Below are 17,237 nucleotides of genomic sequence, written 5' to 3'. Positions count from 1 at the left end.
TCTTCAACCGATAAAATCTTTAACAAATATCCCCATGCGGGACCCCTGTGTCATAGGGAATTAGTCCGTCTTTCAACGGGTTATGCCCTTGTTGAAGGCAGGTTGCATACGTGTTACTCACCCGTGCGCCGGTCGCCACCATCCGCATTGCTGCTTCATGTGATGCCCCTCGACTTGCATGTGTTAGGCCTATCGCTAGCGTTCATCCTGAGCCAGGATCAAACTCTTCGTTGTATTTTTGTTTTTTATGTCTTCCTTGAAATTTCCCCCCGGCGCGAAAACGCGGCGGCGGCAAAACCGACAAACACAACCAAAAAGCTCCTCTTCATCCCTGACCCCCGGATCCACGATTCTTTATTCCTGTTTTCTTTATTGAACGGGTACCAATTTGATCCGGGTATCTAAAACCCGAATCCCTTGTATACTCTGCTTTGTCTTGTCTTTAAACGTATATGTAAATATCCTAAAGATCGCTTCCTTTTGTTTTCGCCCCCAGGCTTATTTCCTGAAAGCGGGTGCAAAGATAGAGAGTTATTTTCAATATCCAAAACTTTTAAGAAAGTTTTTTCAATATTTTTTTCGCATTCGAAACAAAGAAACTGATTTCCAATCGTTACACTTGCTTTATTTCAATCTGCCTGTTTCATTATCTCTATAATGATCCCGCTTTTTAAGCGAAAGGGCTACAAAGATAGTAATTCCGGAGAATAACTTCCAAATATTTATCGATTTATTTTGAATATTTTTTCACCTGTCATCTCCCAGGAAATGGAGGTTAAAAAACAATCAACTAAAGAACAATACATTATAAGTGGTTAGCTGCGCTGATTTACAACTCAAGATTCCGACACATTCCCCCTTTCCGCTTCGCGCAATCTGCCGCCGCTCGGCAAATTTAAGTAAACTTACTTTGCCCTCATTTATCCGCAGATTTCCACTCAACCACTTAGGCACTCAACCACTCAACCACTTAGGCACTCAACCACTCAACCACTTAGGCACTTAACCACTTAGGCACTTAACCACTTAGGCACTTAGGCACTTAACCACTTAGGCACTTAGGCACTTAACCACTTAGGCACCTAGGCACCTAGGCACTTAATCAATACGCCAGGATATGCGAGCTTATTGTAATTTGAGGGGTTACAGCGAAATTCATTTCATTGCCATCCCGCAATACAATTATATTAATAGAGACAGGAGTACTCCAATCTATGTATTGATTAAAATTGAACAGATAAGAGAATGCCGATTTATAACGCCGGTTATTGGCGATAGCCGTAGCTACGGCATTATACTGAGCCACATCCCAAAACATACAATCTTTAAAACCATTGGAATCGGTATACCGGCTGCTTTTATCCCGAAGCCCCATGGTTTCTGCAATAAAACGGCGATATCCCTCTGTAAGCGTTTGAGAGGTATGGTCGAAATTTTGTCCCTGTATATTGATCACCACATCCCCCGGCAAAATACCGGCTTTCGCGGCAGGAGAATCCGGATCTACCGAGACCACCGTTTTCAGATCATTCATATCATATCCGATACCGGTATAATTGTATTTCAGATAATTCACATGATAAGTGCCGAACGACTTATTCCCCGAGTTTGGGAACTTCTTCAACAGAAGCGGAAGATTCATCTCCAGATAATCAATCAGATCGTAATGACTACTCAACCGTTCTTTTACCTCACTCTCCCAGATCAACATCATATCCCCGGCCTCCAGAAATTTTCTATCGTAGAAACGATATCCGAATTCAAGATTATAAGCGATATCATCCACCCGCACTGCTTCAGAAGGATTATACAGAGGGACTTTCACCATTCTGTTGTTTCTTGTATCGAATCGCCACACAGGCTGATAACTCCCATAAGTGGGTGAACCGGCCTTGTACATCGGATTACTCTCATAACTATAATAGGTTTGAATAACAAAATCGGGATCTACCGGATCATATTTTAATCCAACAATGGCCAAAGCCCGGATAAAAATAGCATTGATCCGCTCATCGATATGGCGTGTACTCTCATCGGAAGGAGAAAAGGCAAATGTACGGTAGTTATGAAAAAGTGCATTTTCATTGACAGTCGTTTTTACCGGTATCAGAAAACGCCTGTCCTGTATATCCTCCAAACTGTAAAAGGAAAATACGGGAGCCAGCTGTGCTTCGCTGATCGCATTGGCATGACGACAATCCTTTTCGACTGTAATCTCTTTAAAAGCATGTTTGAAATTACGAATACCCAGATGCATTGAGCGAGGGTCTTGATTGAACCACGACATGATTGTCTGGTATGATTTCAGATAAGTGCCATTCTGATTTACAGACAGGAGGATATCATTCAGTTGCAGTCCTGCTTTCTCTGCCGGAGACCCGGGAGTAATGTCTACAATAACCGGTTCTTTGTACCCCCAACTTTTGTCGTCACTTATCTCAAATGTAAAACCGAGGCTACAGGTAATATCTGGATTTTGTGCAATTAATCGTCCCGAAAAAATAAAAATAATCAAGAAAATACCCGAAATAATTCGTTTCATTATGAAATTATTGATTTGTTAAACTTAAGTCACAAAGATATGCATTTTTCTCAATTTTATTTTACATACGCTTTTTTACTGTCAAAAATGGAGAGAAATATTTACAATTTCTTATCTTTGCCCTATTGGATTTATAACTTAATAAAAAGAACTATTTCGTTAAGCCGAATGAGCAGAAGATAAACTTGTTTATATTATGCCATAGCGAGAAATAGTCTAATGTAATTGAACTATGATTGTTGATAACCTCGCAAATGCAGCCAATTATTACGGTTTACATCCGCTTTTTGAAAAAGCTTTCGAATTTATCGGAAAATTGGATATAAATAATGTGGAGACCGGCACCACTGAGATCGATGAAAATCTGTTGAAGGCCACCGTCGCCGAATCAAAGCTGAGACTGGCAAAGGAAGCTAAACTCGAAACTCATAAAAAGTTTATCGATATACAAATACCGGTTACGAAAGCCGAAACATTCGGATGGAAGTCCCTCTCATCCCTGTCTCAACCGAAAGAGGGATATGACTCCAATAATGATATCGAATTTTTCGACGATGAGCCGTCGACATTTGTCACCGTTATTCCCGGTGAATTTATTATCTTTTCGCCCGAAGATGGGCATGCTCCCCTGATTGGTGAAGGAGAAACAAAAAAAATTATCATAAAGGTAGCGGTGAACAATGCTTAACATCATTCAAAACGATCCCTGGCTCAATCCATATGCCAGTGCAGTTGAAGGGCGTCATAATTTTTATTTGAAGCGGTTGTCTGATCTTACACAAGCAGGGCGGATCACCCTTTCCGATTTCGCAAGTGGTTATCTCTATTTCGGATTGCACAAAACCGGCGATGGATGGGTTTTTCGCGAATGGGCGCCAAATGCCACCGAGATTTTCCTTGTGGGCACTTTCAACGACTGGCAGCGTCAGGAATCATTCCGTTTGAAACGGACGGATAATGGCGTTTGGGAGGTAAAGATACCGTCTGGTCGCATTCATCATGAAGACCTTTACAAATTGCATGTAAGTTGGGAAGGAGGTTCGGGTGAACGGATCCCCGCATGGAGCAGACGTGTGGTGCAGGACCCGCAGACATTCATCTTCAGCGCGCAGGTATGGGAGCCGGAAAACAGATATACATTCAAACATACCGGTTTCAGACCGAACTGCTCCCCCCTGCTCATCTACGAAACCCATATAGGTATGTCCACCGCAGAAGAGAAAGTGGGAAGTTATAACGAATTCAGGGAAAACATATTACCACGGATAAAAAAGAACGGATACAACGCTATCCAGATCATGGCTATCCAGGAACATCCTTATTATGGTTCATTCGGATACCATGTGTCCAGCTTTTTCGCACCTTCTTCCCGGAACGGTACACCCGATGAACTGCGGCAATTGATTGATGCGGCCCACGAAATGGGTATTGCCGTCATCATGGATATCGTACATTCACATGCCGTAAAGAACGAAATAGAAGGCATTGGGCGAATGGATGGTAGTTATGACCTGTATTTTCCTCGTGATCCAAACAGGAGGAACCACCAGGCGTGGGATTCCCTTTGTTTTGATTATGGAAAAGATGAAGTGTTACACTTTTTGCTTTCCAACTGTAAATATTGGCTGGAAGAGTTCCGGTTCGACGGCTTCCGGTTCGATGGCGTCACGTCGATGCTGTATTACAGCCATGGCCTGGAAGAAAGCTTCAGTTCCTATGGCGATTACTATAACGGGCGTCAGGATCCCGATGCCATCTGCTATCTCACGTTAGCCAATCAATTGATTCATGAAGTAAATCCCCATGCCATCACCATCGCCGAAGAAGTCAGCGGTATGCCCGGACTGGCACTGGATATACAATCGGGAGGTTACGGATTCGATTACCGTATGGCGATGAATATCCCCGATTTCTGGATCAAAACGATCAAAGAGAAAAGAGATGAAGAGTGGCATCCCAGTGCTATCTGGTGGGAAACAACCAATCGGCGCGCCGATGAGAAGACCATCTCCTATGTAGAAAGTCATGACCAGGCGTTGGTAGGAGATAAAACCATTATCTTCAGGCTGATCGACGCCGACATGTACTGGTTTATGTCGAAGTTGATGAGCAGTTCCTATGCTGTGGACCGCGGTATTGCACTGCATAAGATGATCCGGCTGGTAACGGCAACTACCATTAACGGCGGCTACCTCAACTTTATGGGAAATGAGTTTGGTCACCCCGAATGGATCGATTTTCCCCGTGAAGGGAATCATTGGTCTTACAAATACGCCCGCCGACAGTGGAATCTGGCAGACGATCATAACTTGAAATACCACTATCTGGGTGACTTCGATAAGGCAATGATACAACTGATCAGGTCTGTCCCCGATTTCCAGGCATTGCCGTTAGTGAAAATATGGGATAAAGATGATGATAATATCCTGGCCTATATGCGTAAAGACCTGCTCTTTGTCTATAATTTCAACCCGCAGAAATCATATAGTGATTATGGTATCCCTGTTCCCGCAGGTGAATATGAAATCGTGCTGGATACCGGTAACCCGCACTTTGGAGGTTTCGGATTAAACGATGATACCATTCATCATTTTACAATGTATGATCCACTCTATGCGAAAGAAAACAAAGGGTGGCTGCGTCTTTATCTGCCTGCCCGGACAGCTATGGTAATGAGGCGACTTAGTGATTAAGTGGTTAAGTGCCTAAGTGATTAGGAGGTTAGGTGGAAAAATGATTTACTGATGTAATAATTTACTGATTAAACAATTCAATAATTAAACAATCCAATGTCTGATAATAATAATAACAACACAGCAAAAAATTCTCCAATGAATAACGGTACGCTCTATCCTTTTAAATTCGAACCAATCCTTAAACCGGTCATTTGGGGTGGCTCTGATATCTGTCGATTCAAAAAAATCGAACCCATCCAGGAAGGGATTGGCGAGAGTTGGGAGATTTCGGACGTGCACGGTAGCGTCTCCCGTATTTCCAACGGCAATTTGGCCGGCACATCGCTGGATGAATTGCTGAGCCGTTACGGAGAAGAATTGGTCGGAAAAAAAGTGTATCAGAAATTCGGGAATACATTTCCCTTACTCATTAAATTCATTGATGCCCGTGACGATCTCTCCATTCAGGTCCATCCTAATGATACGCTGGCAAAAGAGCGGCACAACTCCTTTGGAAAAACCGAGATGTGGTACGTGATCCATGCCGCACCGGGAGCCTATCTTTATTCCGGATTCAAAGAGAGCATCACCCCCGAGGAATATCCGGAGACAGTAAAGAACAATACTTTTACCGACAAACTCATGAAATACGACGTGAAAGCCGGTGATGTCTTCTACCTTCCTGCCGGACGGGTACATGCTATCGGGGCCGGATGCTTTATCGCTGAGATACAACAGACCTCCGATATCACCTATCGCATTTATGACTATAACCGTAAAGATGCAGCCGGCAATAGTCGTGAATTACACACGGAACTGGCAAAAGATGCCATCGATTTCAAGGTATACGACTCATATAAAACGGCATACGAAGAAAACATAAATCATCCTGTAAAATTAGTTACGTCGCCCTATTTCACAACTCACCTGTTGGAAATGGATCACCAGATGGAACGCAACTATAGTGGAATCGATTCATTCGTAATTTATATCTGTATGGCCGGCCATTGTACCGTAAAAGATGATAAAGGAAACAGTGATACATTGCGTGAGGGCGAGTCGATGCTTATCCCGGCTGATACGAACTCGATGACAATTGTACCCGATGAGTTCACCAAACTGCTGGAAACCTGTGTGATAATCCCGATAAATCGGGACAAGTAGTGATGAATTGGTGAGTGGATAAGTGGATGATTTGTCTGGATGAATGTAGTAATTGGTAATTGGTAATTGGTAATTAATAATTAGTAATTAGTAATCGGTAATTGGTAAAATGAGAGGTATACTATTAATTAATGTGGGGACTCCCGCGAGCACGGACATAAACGATGTGAAAGAGTTTATCACCGCCATGCTTTCAGACCCCCTTCTGACGGGAAAGACAGAGTGGTATTCAAAGTTCCTCGCAAAAAATATAATCGGCCCAAGCAGCGGCTCGCGGGTCTCAGAGAAATACAAATTGATCTGGCATAACGAAGAGTCACCCGTTTCACCTCTTACCTATCACATGCGAAAACTGGCGCAGAAACTGGAAGAACAAAAAGGTATTCCCGTGGAAATAGCCATGCGATACGGAAAACCGGATGTTACTTCTGCTTTCCGGGAGCTGGAGAGAAAATGTCCATTGCTTCATGAAGTAGTCGTCTTCCCGTTATACCCCCATTATGCGCAATCTACCACGCAGACGTCAAAGGATATGATAGGGAATGTCTTCTACAAACACCCCCACTCCTTCCGGTTAAAATTCACTGAACCCTATTACAATCATCCGGCTTTTATCCAGGCACTTACTTCTCATGCGAAGCCCTATTTGAATGATATCGACAAACTTATCTTCTCCTATCACAGCCTGCCCCTGGCCCAGGTGGAAGCCGGATGGAAAAAAGGAAAAGAATACGACTATGTCTATCAGTTGAAAGAAACTAACCGGCTGTTTTGTGAAAAACTGAATATCGATCCGCATGACACCTTCCTTTTTTACTCATCACAAAGAGGTAAAAAATGGTTGAATCCCTTTCTCGACACCGACATCCGCGATTTACCCAAACTGGGATGGAAAAAAGTAGCCGTGGTTACTCCGGGATTTCCGATTGATAATCTGGAAACACTCTATGATGTCGACATCGAAGCCCGTAAACTATTTATGGAAGCAGGGGGAGAGAAACTCTCCTTTATTCCGGCACTCAACAGCAGTGATGTTTGGGTAGAAGCGATCTGGAAAATTTTAGAAAGGACTTGATATCTGAAGAAGATAATTCTTCAATATACCATAATTGTGCTATTTCATACCCATCCAATATCTGCTATTTTTGTCAAAAATTTAAACAAATAGAATTATGGGAAAGATAACAGAAAAATTAACAGATTTAGTGGGTAACACCCCTTTAGTAAAACTCAATCAGTTTAAAGAGTCAGAAGGAGCCAAAGCCAACCTGATCGCCAAGTTAGAGAGCTTTAATCCCCTGGGGAGTGTGAAAGACCGTATTGCCCTATCAATGGTGGAAGATGCCGAAAAAAAAGGTTTATTACATGCCGGATCGGTGATCATTGAACCGACAAGCGGCAACACCGGTATCGGATTGGCATTTGTATCTGCCATCAAGAAATACCGGTTGATCCTTACCATGCCTGAGACCATGAGTCTCGAAAGAAGGAACCTGCTGAAAGCACTCGGTGCCGAGTTAGTACTCACACCCGGTACCGAAGGGATGAAAGGGGCCATTGCAAAAGCATCACAACTACAAAGCGAGTTGCCCGATGCTATTATCCTGCAGCAGTTTGAAAATCCGGCCAATCCGGCCATCCATTATCATACTACAGGGGAAGAGATATGGCGGGATACCGACGGACAAGTAGACATCCTCGTAAGCGGAGTCGGCACCGGGGGGACAGTGAGCGGTGCAGGAAAAAGACTGAAAGAATTGAACCCCAATATCAAAGTGGTTGCCGTAGAACCGGCTGACTCACCCGTTCTCTCAGGGGGCGCTCCGGGGCCTCACAAAATCCAGGGAATCGGAGCAGGCTTTGTTCCCGGCACATATAATGCGTCGGTAGTGGACCAGGTGATTCCTGTGAGCAACGACGATGCTATCCGTACCAGCCGGAAGCTGGCTGCATCAGAAGGATTATTAGTTGGGATCTCATCGGGAGCAGCTGCCTATGCGGCCCTGCAACTGGCCCAGAAACCTGAAAACGAAGGAAAGAATATCGTGATAGTATTGCCCGATACAGGTGAACGTTATCTCTCAACGCTGCTTTACGCATTCGAGGAATACCCGTTGTAAAGAGTTGAAAATTACACAGATTGCAAGGTTATCACATTTAAAATGCCCCTGAAATTTTGTTTAATTTCGGGGGCATTCTTTTATATCAAAATATCTGCTCAGAATCCAAATAATCTCTCTCCAAGACTATTTTCAACTATCCCAGCGCCTGACAAATATCATCAAAGAGACTGTCCACACTCTCCAACCCTACCGACAGGCGGATTGTTGTCTGTTTCACATTCATCGCTTCACGTTGGGCATCGGTAAAAGAACCAAAAATAGTACTGGCCGGATGAATGATCAACGAACGGTTATCGAACAGGTTGGTAGCACGGCGGATCAGTTTGAGCTTATTGATAAACCGGTAACACTCTTCCCTCGATTCGAGATCGAATGTGAGCATTGCACCGGGATAGTCTCCGAATTGCTTTTTGCTTATCTCATAGAAAGGATTATCCTCTAAACCCGTATAATTAACGGTCTTTATTGCCGGTAATGTTTTCAACTTTCCGGCCAATCCCTTACATACGGCTGCCTGTCTCTCAAAACGCAATTGTAATGTCTCTAACCCGAGCGACTGCTGATAAGCTACGTCGGGAGTCATGTAAGCACCGAGATTCCGGTGCACTTCCTTACGTAACCTGGTGTGGAAAGGCGATTGTGAGGTACCCTCAAGGGCTCGTAACGCAGGTGTACGATATTGATTGAACCGACCGTAATCGATGATCAGCCCACCCAGGCTGGTCGCTCCACCCGAAATATATTTGGTGCTTGCCACCACCTCGATATCTACCCCAAAGTCAATGGCATGGAAAACCGAGAAAGGTATGATTGTCGTATCTGCGATCAACGGCACCCCCCTTTCGTGGGCAATCTCACTCAACGCAGCCAAATCAGCCACTTCCATTTGTGGATTGGTAATTATTTCCAGAAATACACCACATGTGTGCTCATCTATGGCCTGCGCTACTTCCTTCGCATTGGTCAGGTCACAAAACCGCACCTCCATGCCGAACGCATTTAATGTATTGGCGAAAAAAGAGTAAGTATTTCCAAAGAGATGACGCGAAGTGATAAGATTGCTGCCGCTCCAGGCCAATGTAATTAACGTACTACTGATTGCCGCCATACCTGAATTAAGTGCGGTAACACCATAGGCACCGGTAACCCTCTTCACCCGCTGCTCGAAGTGTTGTACCGTAGGGTTGGTTATACGGGAATAGGTATGCTCGTCCGTACGTCCGCAAAAAGCGGCCTCCATCGCTTCTGCCGTTTCAAATTCATAGGCAAGCGCGCGGTAAACGGGCATCGACAGTGCGCCGTAAGGATCTGGTTTCGGGCAGGGCGTACTCAGTAGTTTTGCTTCATATTCTTTTTCGTTCATTTCTTCTCTATAGTTTGACAAAGTTCACACTTTGGTTATTTAGCATATCAAAATAGCGCACAAGAATTATGCCCCCAAAGGTACAACAGAAGATTGGGAAAAGAGTCCGGATTGAGTGTTAAAATGAGAAGGAAGGGTTCCGGCGGAAGTTAGAAAATTAAAAATCCGGAAAACGGAATCTGTCGAAAGGAGATGTCAGCGTCTTCCTATATCTGTAGAGTTGATATGCCCAATAAAGGACAAATCCGGATATAATATTATATTTCAGAGACATAGCCAATTATCTTTTTAGAATCCAGGCATCGATATGCCCGGGAAATTTCTTGTGGACTTCTTTTAAATAGACTTTCGCAGCAGTTTCATCTGTAAATGATGCCGCATATACATCGATACGGTCGGGTCGCTCCAGCCATCCTGTCTGATGAAATCCCTCATCAAGCAACAAATCCGTTATTTTCTGGGCCGACTCAACTCCTTTATATACCCCCATTATGATATAATATCTGGATAAATCGTCTGTGAGGTTCCCTTCAGTAATATCCACAGCGGGCACATTCATTCCATGAGGAGTTATTTCATTTGCTATTAATTCATCGGTTATAACAATGTTATTCACCGGCTGTGGTGCCTTAGGCCGTAACCATCCGGTTTCAGAAAGCATCCGGGCAGACTGACGGGCAATGGAGGTATCGCTTACAGGAAGGATAAACATCAACAAAACTACGGCAGCCACACTTGCAGCAGTAATTACTGCGTTACGGCTCCATTGCTGCCTGTTTTCGCTTTTCCGTACCGGTACAGCAGGTTGCATTTGTATCAGCGGCTTAAGAGTAGCCTGGGTCAATCCGAAAAGTGCAGGCCGGACAAATATTCCCGGAGTATACACAAAACGTTTATCATCATGCATGTCAAAGGAACCCAACTTACCCAGATCCACACGGCGCTTTTCATGCAACTGCCGTTTCAGCCCTTGTACATCCTGTTCCACTTTTTGCATGGCCGATTCGAACGTCATATTGCCGTTCTTCATATAAGACTGGGCCAGCAATCCATCATTATGGATAAGGTCCCGGTTGAATCCCAATTCGCAGGCAGGTGCATGAAAGGAGGCTATCCCGTCCCTTTGAGGGGAAATGGTATTTACTACAAAACCGCCAAAATCGGGAATAATCACGCAATTGTGATCATGAAGTAAAAATTCAATATGGGATATTAGCTGATTCATAAGGCAAAGATAACGAACTTTAGAATGAATCCATCAAAAAACAGGATTTTTTTTCGTTATTTTTTGCTTTGCGCCACTGCTCCGCACGGTAATCAGGCACAAGTTTATTTTTGTTCTCGTTTATTAGAAGATTTCACCTTTTCGGGATTATGGTTCGCATAATCTTTCCAACTCTTGTATTTCTTTTCATCAGTAGCGATATTCGATTGATAAAAATGGCATAACGCTGCCGCAAGACCATCCGTTGCGTCCAGTTGCGGGAGCATATTCTCATCCGGAATACGAAGCAATTTCTGTAGCATATAGGCCACCTGTTCCTTGGCAGCTCTTCCATTTCCGGTGATAGCCATCTTTATTTTCAGGGGAGCATATTCAAAAATAGGAATATCCCTTGATATGGCAGCCGCCATCGCCACCCCCTGGGCACGCCCCAACTTGAGCATGCTCTGTACGTTCTTACCGAAAAAAGGCGCTTCAATGGCCAACTCATCCGGTAGATATTCTTCGATAAGTCCAATGATACGTGCATAGATTTTTGCCAGTTTCAGGTAATGATCGTCGTATTTGCCCAGCTCCATTACCCCCATCGCTTCCAGGCGAGGCTTGTTATCGAGCACCCGGAGAATACCGTATCCCATCACCTGCGTACCGGGGTCAATGCCCATGATAATCCGTTCTTTCTGTATCGCCATATCTGCTAAAATTCACTTGCGTCAGGTAATTGCTTGCTATGGCAAAGTACAAACCAGTTTGTCTTTTACCCATTTAGCTTGAAGCAATTACTCAATAATCTGCATTACCGTGGAAAATCCGGCCACTTTCTCTTTGAACCTCTCCAGTAACGAGGTGTAAACTCCTCCACTCTCTTCTTTGTTCCATCGCTCCAGCATTTCGGGATCAGACACTTGGAATTCCATCGCAAAAGAGTGACCGGCTTCTTCCTCCCTGCCGAATATACGTGAGAGACGAGGCGACGTGAGCAGGCCGCTTTTAAGGGACATCGGAATGAAATGTTGCAGCATATACTCTACAAATTCTTCATGGATATCCTCCTCCACGTGGAAAGTTGTATTCAATACAATCATATTCTTTTTGTGATCAATTTTGTTATTAAAACGACGTAAATCCATCATCCAAAACCGAGATTATCTTTCAAAATTATTCCCATTCTGAATAGGCAGATCAAATTTACGGCTATTTTATCAGAAAAACAAACGGCATAGAGAGAAAGAAATTATGGGATGGCATAGATTATTTCAGAATAATGATTATCTTTGCACCGTCTAAAGCGGTAGACATTTTTTTAAAGAATTCATGGGGGATTAGCTCAGCTGGCTAGAGCGTTTGACTGGCAGTCAAAAGGTCATCGGTTCGACTCCGATATTCTCCACGTTAAAAATCAGGCACTTATAAGGATATTTCTTGTAGGTGCTTTTTCATTTCAAAACAATTTCAAAACAAACGGCTTTTAAGGACGTATTTTCAACTCCCAAAAACATCAAATTTCATCCGGAAAATTCTCTTATCTATTCTATTTATATTTTTCATTTCCGGACTTTAAAAAAAAGATTAACACTTTTCACAAAGTAATATTTAAGTCTTATTTCATGTTCTGAATTGAAGGTGTATTCCTTTGAAATTATTTTCCCAGAAAAAGGTTTTAAAAAAAGCTTCACACTTTTCACACTTTAAATCAAAATATAGTGTTCCGGTGTATAAAACAAAAAACCACCTCAATAATTGAAGTGGCTTTAATGCAATATAAAGAACATTTCGTTTACCTGTTCAGGGTAAAAAAAGTTCTTTTATTTTTTCAAGTGGTATACTTTCGGCTTTTTCTATTTGTCTCATTATTCGCAAATATTTTTTTGTTGGTCTGCCTGCATAGTATTTTTTAAAATGCTTTTTGTGTAGTTCGCTGTATAAATTGTCTGATCTGAAGTAAATCGCCAATGTTTTATCCAATCCTCTAAACTTCTTGCTTTTGGTTTGACTGTCATACATACATTTTTTAAAAGCATCTCTATGTAAAAAATAGCCATCAACTAAATAAAGCTTTCTGCACCGCTTTTGTGTATAAGGACAAAGGAAATACCAAATAAGCCCTTTACCTAAATTTGAAGGTACTGAAACTAACTCTACTTTGTAGTTCCGGGGTTCATCTCTGTATTTATAATCCAATTCAACGTATGGTTGTTTACTTAGGGTGTTTACAGTTAGTGAAATGCTACCTGCTGGGTTTCCGTTTCTGCTCCATTTAAGCGTACTCAATACAAATTTTTCAGGTTCTATGTATCCCCAACTCTTCAGCTTGGAAATACATATCTGGCAAACTGAATCGTATAAAATTGGGTATGTCCTGGGTTTTGCCATTGTATTTATTCTTTTATGTAACCTAAATAATTAGAGAATTTCTGTTTTAACCTCGCCTTAATCTCGCCCTTCTTTAAGTACTCGGATTACTCGGATTAGGTGACTGAAATTCCTCAAACATTAAGGTAATTGCTTTAATCATATTATTATACGCTTTGCGTGCCCTGTGTGCCCTTATCTCTCTTTTTATTAGTGAGACTACACTACGAACAAATAAGCTCCCACAAGTCAAATAAATGATCGTGTGAATAACTGCTGTTACTATTGTTTCCATCGTGTTATAATTAAATTGTTATTATTATTATCTCATTCTATTAATTATAATATTTCTTTTCTTAGCTGTTGCAACCGCTCAAGGAATGCCCCTGTATTGTATTTTCCGCTTCGGATCGCTCGTATTGCACCCTTTACGTACCTGTCAGGCTCGCAAATGGTGTAGGATGGTGTAATGTCTATCGGTTCACATGGTAGCTTTATACTATTGAAATAATGCTCCAACTCATCGGCTTCAACTTGCACCGGATCCACTCTTAATGTATCCAAAACTTCCGGTACTGATATTTCCGGTTCATCTTTTGGCTGTGATACTTCGGGTTCCCTTTTAACTTCCCGGCTTCGAAATGATCGCCAGTCAAGTTTAATAAGATAGTCCGCTATGTCTTCACCGTTCACCCTGTCTGCTTCCAATGCTTCATGTTCCAGGAAATCATATAACTTAAACTGTGTTCCTGGTAGCTGTCTTTCAAATTCTTTTGCTTTGGCTTCCCATTCCCGGAAGGTTACGCCGTCTTTTGATAGATCAGGAAACACATCGACAAAACGCCCTTGTAACGGCTTCACCTTATCTAATGAAAAACTGCTTTTATTATAAACTGCAAGCCATAAATATTGATCAGGTGCTTCAGGTAATCCAAAATACAAAGTTCCATAAACTGCCGTCTTAGGTGCTTCAACTAATGCAATCCTATTTGAAGGAAATTCATTTAATAGATGTTCACCAAATAAGCATGAAACTTTTTTATCCTGGTTCATGTATGCTTCCAACCATTCCGGTTGTTGCTTCCCATTATTGTTATAATGCTTTGCCAATACAGAATGTAAAAAGTCTGTTCCGGTGGTGTGGTTCGTTTCATCAAATTGTTTCACCTGAACGGCTCTAACATTACCCTTAATGTCAATAAATGGAAATGTAACGGCTCCGGCTCTATACCCGCCCGGAATTGTTCCCAGTCTATAAAATTCAATAACCTTTGTTACATCTGCCGGATCAAATGGATAAGGCACCCTATTAAACAGGTTCTGAATGAATACATTATTTTCATAGAATTCAGGTTGTAATGTCCTTTTGAATGCTTCAAAATTGAAATAAACAGGCTTCGCCGGTGGCTGTGGTGCTTTCCTGGTGGAAGGTGGCTTCCAACGTATCGGAATTACCGGACTGTTGCCGTTTTCCTTATCCCATATCATCTTAGAATAACCGTCCTGGTATGGGTTCAAATGATACCCGCAATTTGCTTCACGATCACAACGCCCGTACTGTTCAGGTAGATATTCGCCCGTTTTTGTATCAATGTAACGAACGAAACGTTTTTTATTGCAATCCGGGCAAAAGTGCTTCCGGCTACCTTTTTCAAATATGAATCTATATTCATTATTCATGTCAGTAGTAGTTTTGATCAAATGGGTTAATACCACCTTCCAGGTAATAAATATTCCCTTCCCGGTTCTTATCGTCCACAATTTCTAATTTTCTTAGTTGCTCTCGGAATCGGGTTTTATTAAACGGTTTTCTGCCTTCCCGGATACAATAAGTTTGATAATCTTCATATAAGACTGCCAGTTTTATGTATCCGCCGTTCTCACTTGGTTTGTAATTATTGTCTTCAAGGAACATTTGAACAGAATTCGACTCAAGTCTATATTTTTTAAGTATATTTTCTGATGCTTCACATTCTGAAAATTTCCTTTGTTGTATCAAACGATTAAGCCCTTCCAACGCCCAGTTGAATATCCCGGACAATTCATCTGCAATAATCTTTCTCGCTAAATCAACGTCCTTTTGTTCTTCTGTAATTTTCACATCAAATGGAACAATTAAAAACCGTCTGAAATAAGCGTCCGTATGCTCAACTGATTGTGGTAATTCATTACTGCTAAATATGAATTTTGCGTATTGTGTCATGGTGAAGGGCTGTTCATATTTTCTGCAAGCTTCCACCGGTTCGCCGGAAACAAGTTTTTTAAATAAACTAACATCAAACTTTCCGTTTATTTCAGTTGAATAATTCACTAACTTATTATTTAAAGCTACCCTGTAAAAACCTTTCGGTTCAGTCAAATTCTCCAGTGAAATGTTAGTCCAGTTTGCAAGTCCTATTAATGCACCTATAATGTCCAGGAATACACTTTTCCCATTTTGTCCACCACCGTATAAGATCAATAGTTTTTCAAGTTTAAGGTTATTTGTTCCATGCCTAACAAATAAATAGCCTATGTATTCAGCTAATATCCTTTGCCGTTCAATATCCGGTAATACTTCATTAATATATTTTTCAAATTTAGGTGCTGTCGCTTTCGGATCATAATCAAATTGTAATTGATATGTTAGGAAATCTTCTTTCTTTGGTGGTCTTAACTTGGTTTGTCCATTTCCGTTAATCTCATACGTGCCGTTCCTCAAGTTAATCAGTACGGTGTCGCTATCTGCTTCCGGTGTCGGTAGTGATGCGCTTGTTTCAAATTGACTAACTAACTCTTTCTGAAACGTGTGAAATCGTGCTGTTCTTTCAGGAATGCCCATACCTTCGGCAATATCACAAAGGAATGTTTGAAATTGCGCCCGGTCTACCATATCCCAGTAAGCACCATTGTACAAATAGACTGAATTACTATTCAAACACAATCCCCAGTTGTTTTTATCTGCAAGTTCTAACGTGCTTTTTATAGTGTCAAAAACGTAATCGTCCCGCTTCATTTTCAAGCTGTTAATCTGCCTTTGTAGTTTGCCCGCCTGATCGCTTCCCGGATCCACTTCTTCTAATTGTTTACGTAATATTTCAACTTCCGGATACTTCAAGGCTTGGAAATCCAACGGTTCAACCTGGTCAAGTAGCAACTCCAGTGCTTCGCTTTTACCGACCGTTTGCCTGTCGGTAGACTTCATGTCCTCAATGCTCTTTATAATTTCGCCCGGATCATTTAAGCCGGTGAAATTGGGTGTTAATTGTATTTTCATATCCTTCAAGGTTTAAGATAATTTTCATACCAGTACGCCGGTGGTAATGCCATGTAATAATGCGCCGGGGTGCCTGAATCTTTACATTTATATCTCTTTTTCGACTGAATGACTTTCCCTTTATTTATCAATAAAAGTAAAAAGGTTCTTAGCCTTGCTTCGCCAAAAAATCCCATTTCCGGGTGCAACATTCTGACTGTGGCACATTCAAACTTCGAAAGTCTATAATAAGCATCAAGCAAATTATAGTGAAGTCTTTTTTGGTACCGTTCCGGTCTATTGTCTGGAAAGTCTTTGAATAATAGAAAATTATCTATATCTTTGAAGTGATCTTCAACGCTTAACCGCTCATGCCCGAAAAAGGTAATAAGATCTTGCACCTGGTTGCCCGCCGGGTGTTCTTTTTTTGTCTTCATGCTCTTTTGGTTTTAGATGTTAGGTACTGATCCGCTTCATTTTCAATTTCCCGGACTGTTTTTTAACTTCTCCCCTTTCTTAGACAATTATTATTCAAAGATAAGTTAGTTTCCCGGGTTC

14 protein-coding genes, 1 tRNA gene and 1 rRNA gene are annotated in these 17,237 nt (G+C 41.9%); 6 read left to right on the top strand and 10 right to left on the bottom strand.

Annotated features, from left to right (window positions below; translation table 11 throughout):
- Positions 1 to 234: ribosomal RNA gene (locus ABV001_RS10435) — 16S ribosomal RNA — on the bottom strand; the annotation flags it as partial.
- Between the two features lie 868 nt (positions 235 to 1,102).
- Positions 1,103 to 2,542: a PDZ domain-containing protein gene (locus ABV001_RS10430; RefSeq protein ID WP_352422744.1), complete on the bottom strand. Its 1,440-nt coding sequence runs from the start codon at positions 2,540 to 2,542 to the stop codon at positions 1,103 to 1,105.
- A 232-nt stretch (positions 2,543 to 2,774) separates the two neighbouring features.
- On the opposite strand from ABV001_RS10430, the gene ABV001_RS10425 reads away from it, so the two are divergent.
- The 5 genes from ABV001_RS10425 (at position 2,775) to cysK (ending at position 8,501) form a co-directional block, all read left to right on the top strand.
- Positions 2,775 to 3,230, top strand: a complete 456-nt coding sequence (locus ABV001_RS10425) for a NanQ anomerase/TabA/YiaL family protein (RefSeq protein ID WP_352422743.1) — start codon at positions 2,775 to 2,777, stop codon at positions 3,228 to 3,230.
- A complete protein-coding gene (locus ABV001_RS10420; RefSeq protein WP_352422742.1) occupies positions 3,223 to 5,235 on the top strand; it encodes an alpha amylase C-terminal domain-containing protein in 2,013 nt (670 codons plus the stop codon). Before ABV001_RS10425 ends, ABV001_RS10420 begins: the two co-directional genes overlap by 8 nt.
- Positions 5,236 to 5,373: 138 nt before the next feature.
- Positions 5,374 to 6,381, top strand: coding sequence for a type I phosphomannose isomerase catalytic subunit (locus tag ABV001_RS10415; RefSeq protein ID WP_352422741.1), 1,008 nt, complete (start codon positions 5,374 to 5,376; stop codon positions 6,379 to 6,381).
- A gap of 109 nt (positions 6,382 to 6,490) precedes the next feature.
- The gene (gene hemH, locus ABV001_RS10410) at positions 6,491 to 7,456 is read left to right on the top strand and encodes a ferrochelatase (RefSeq protein WP_352422740.1); all 966 of its coding nucleotides are present in this window, start codon (positions 6,491 to 6,493) and stop codon (positions 7,454 to 7,456) included.
- A 97-nt stretch (positions 7,457 to 7,553) separates the two neighbouring features.
- On the top strand, positions 7,554 to 8,501 hold the full coding sequence (gene cysK / locus ABV001_RS10405) for a cysteine synthase A (protein WP_352422739.1): 948 nt from the start codon (positions 7,554 to 7,556) through the stop codon (positions 8,499 to 8,501).
- A 136-nt stretch (positions 8,502 to 8,637) separates the two neighbouring features.
- Here cysK and ABV001_RS10400 read toward each other — a convergent pair whose 3' ends face one another.
- The 4 genes from ABV001_RS10400 to ABV001_RS10385 form a co-directional block, all read right to left on the bottom strand.
- A complete protein-coding gene (locus ABV001_RS10400) occupies positions 8,638 to 9,867 on the bottom strand; it encodes an aminotransferase class I/II-fold pyridoxal phosphate-dependent enzyme (protein WP_352422738.1) in 1,230 nt (409 codons plus the stop codon).
- A 280-nt stretch (positions 9,868 to 10,147) separates the two neighbouring features.
- Complete coding sequence (locus ABV001_RS10395; protein WP_352422737.1) at positions 10,148 to 11,092, bottom strand: HU domain-containing protein; 945 nt, start codon at positions 11,090 to 11,092, stop codon at positions 10,148 to 10,150.
- A 104-nt stretch (positions 11,093 to 11,196) separates the two neighbouring features.
- Positions 11,197 to 11,778 (bottom strand): crossover junction endodeoxyribonuclease RuvC, encoded by a 582-nt coding sequence (gene ruvC / locus ABV001_RS10390; protein WP_352422745.1) that lies wholly within the window; start codon positions 11,776 to 11,778, stop codon positions 11,197 to 11,199.
- A gap of 93 nt (positions 11,779 to 11,871) precedes the next feature.
- Positions 11,872 to 12,177 carry a DUF4286 family protein gene (locus ABV001_RS10385; RefSeq protein ID WP_352422736.1) on the bottom strand — a complete coding sequence of 102 codons (306 nt, stop codon included), beginning with the start codon at positions 12,175 to 12,177 and terminating at the stop codon, positions 11,872 to 11,874.
- Positions 12,178 to 12,408: 231 nt separating this feature from the next.
- On the opposite strand from ABV001_RS10385, the gene ABV001_RS10380 reads away from it, so the two are divergent.
- Positions 12,409 to 12,482: transfer RNA gene (locus ABV001_RS10380), tRNA-Ala, on the top strand.
- 395 nt (positions 12,483 to 12,877) lie between these two features.
- On the opposite strand, the gene ABV001_RS10375 is transcribed toward ABV001_RS10380, so the two are convergent.
- From ABV001_RS10375 to ABV001_RS10360, 4 genes are all read right to left on the bottom strand, one after another.
- Entirely contained in the window at positions 12,878 to 13,465 is a 588-nt protein-coding gene (locus ABV001_RS10375; protein WP_352422735.1) for a hypothetical protein, read from the bottom strand.
- A gap of 318 nt (positions 13,466 to 13,783) precedes the next feature.
- Positions 13,784 to 15,124, bottom strand: a complete 1,341-nt coding sequence (locus ABV001_RS10370; RefSeq protein ID WP_352422734.1) for a DUF6965 family protein — start codon at positions 15,122 to 15,124, stop codon at positions 13,784 to 13,786.
- A 1-nt stretch (position 15,125) separates the two neighbouring features.
- Positions 15,126 to 16,700: a DNA primase family protein gene (locus ABV001_RS10365; protein WP_352422733.1), complete on the bottom strand. Its 1,575-nt coding sequence runs from the start codon at positions 16,698 to 16,700 to the stop codon at positions 15,126 to 15,128.
- A 5-nt stretch (positions 16,701 to 16,705) separates the two neighbouring features.
- On the bottom strand, positions 16,706 to 17,116 hold the full coding sequence (locus ABV001_RS10360; protein ID WP_352422732.1) for a hypothetical protein: 411 nt from the start codon (positions 17,114 to 17,116) through the stop codon (positions 16,706 to 16,708).
- Between the last annotated feature and the right edge of the window lie 121 nt (positions 17,117 to 17,237).

Origin of the sequence: Proteiniphilum sp. (assembly GCF_040307845.1) — a bacterium.
Lineage (GTDB): Bacteria > Bacteroidota > Bacteroidia > Bacteroidales > Dysgonomonadaceae > Proteiniphilum.
This window is presented reverse-complemented; position numbering and strand designations above follow the sequence as displayed.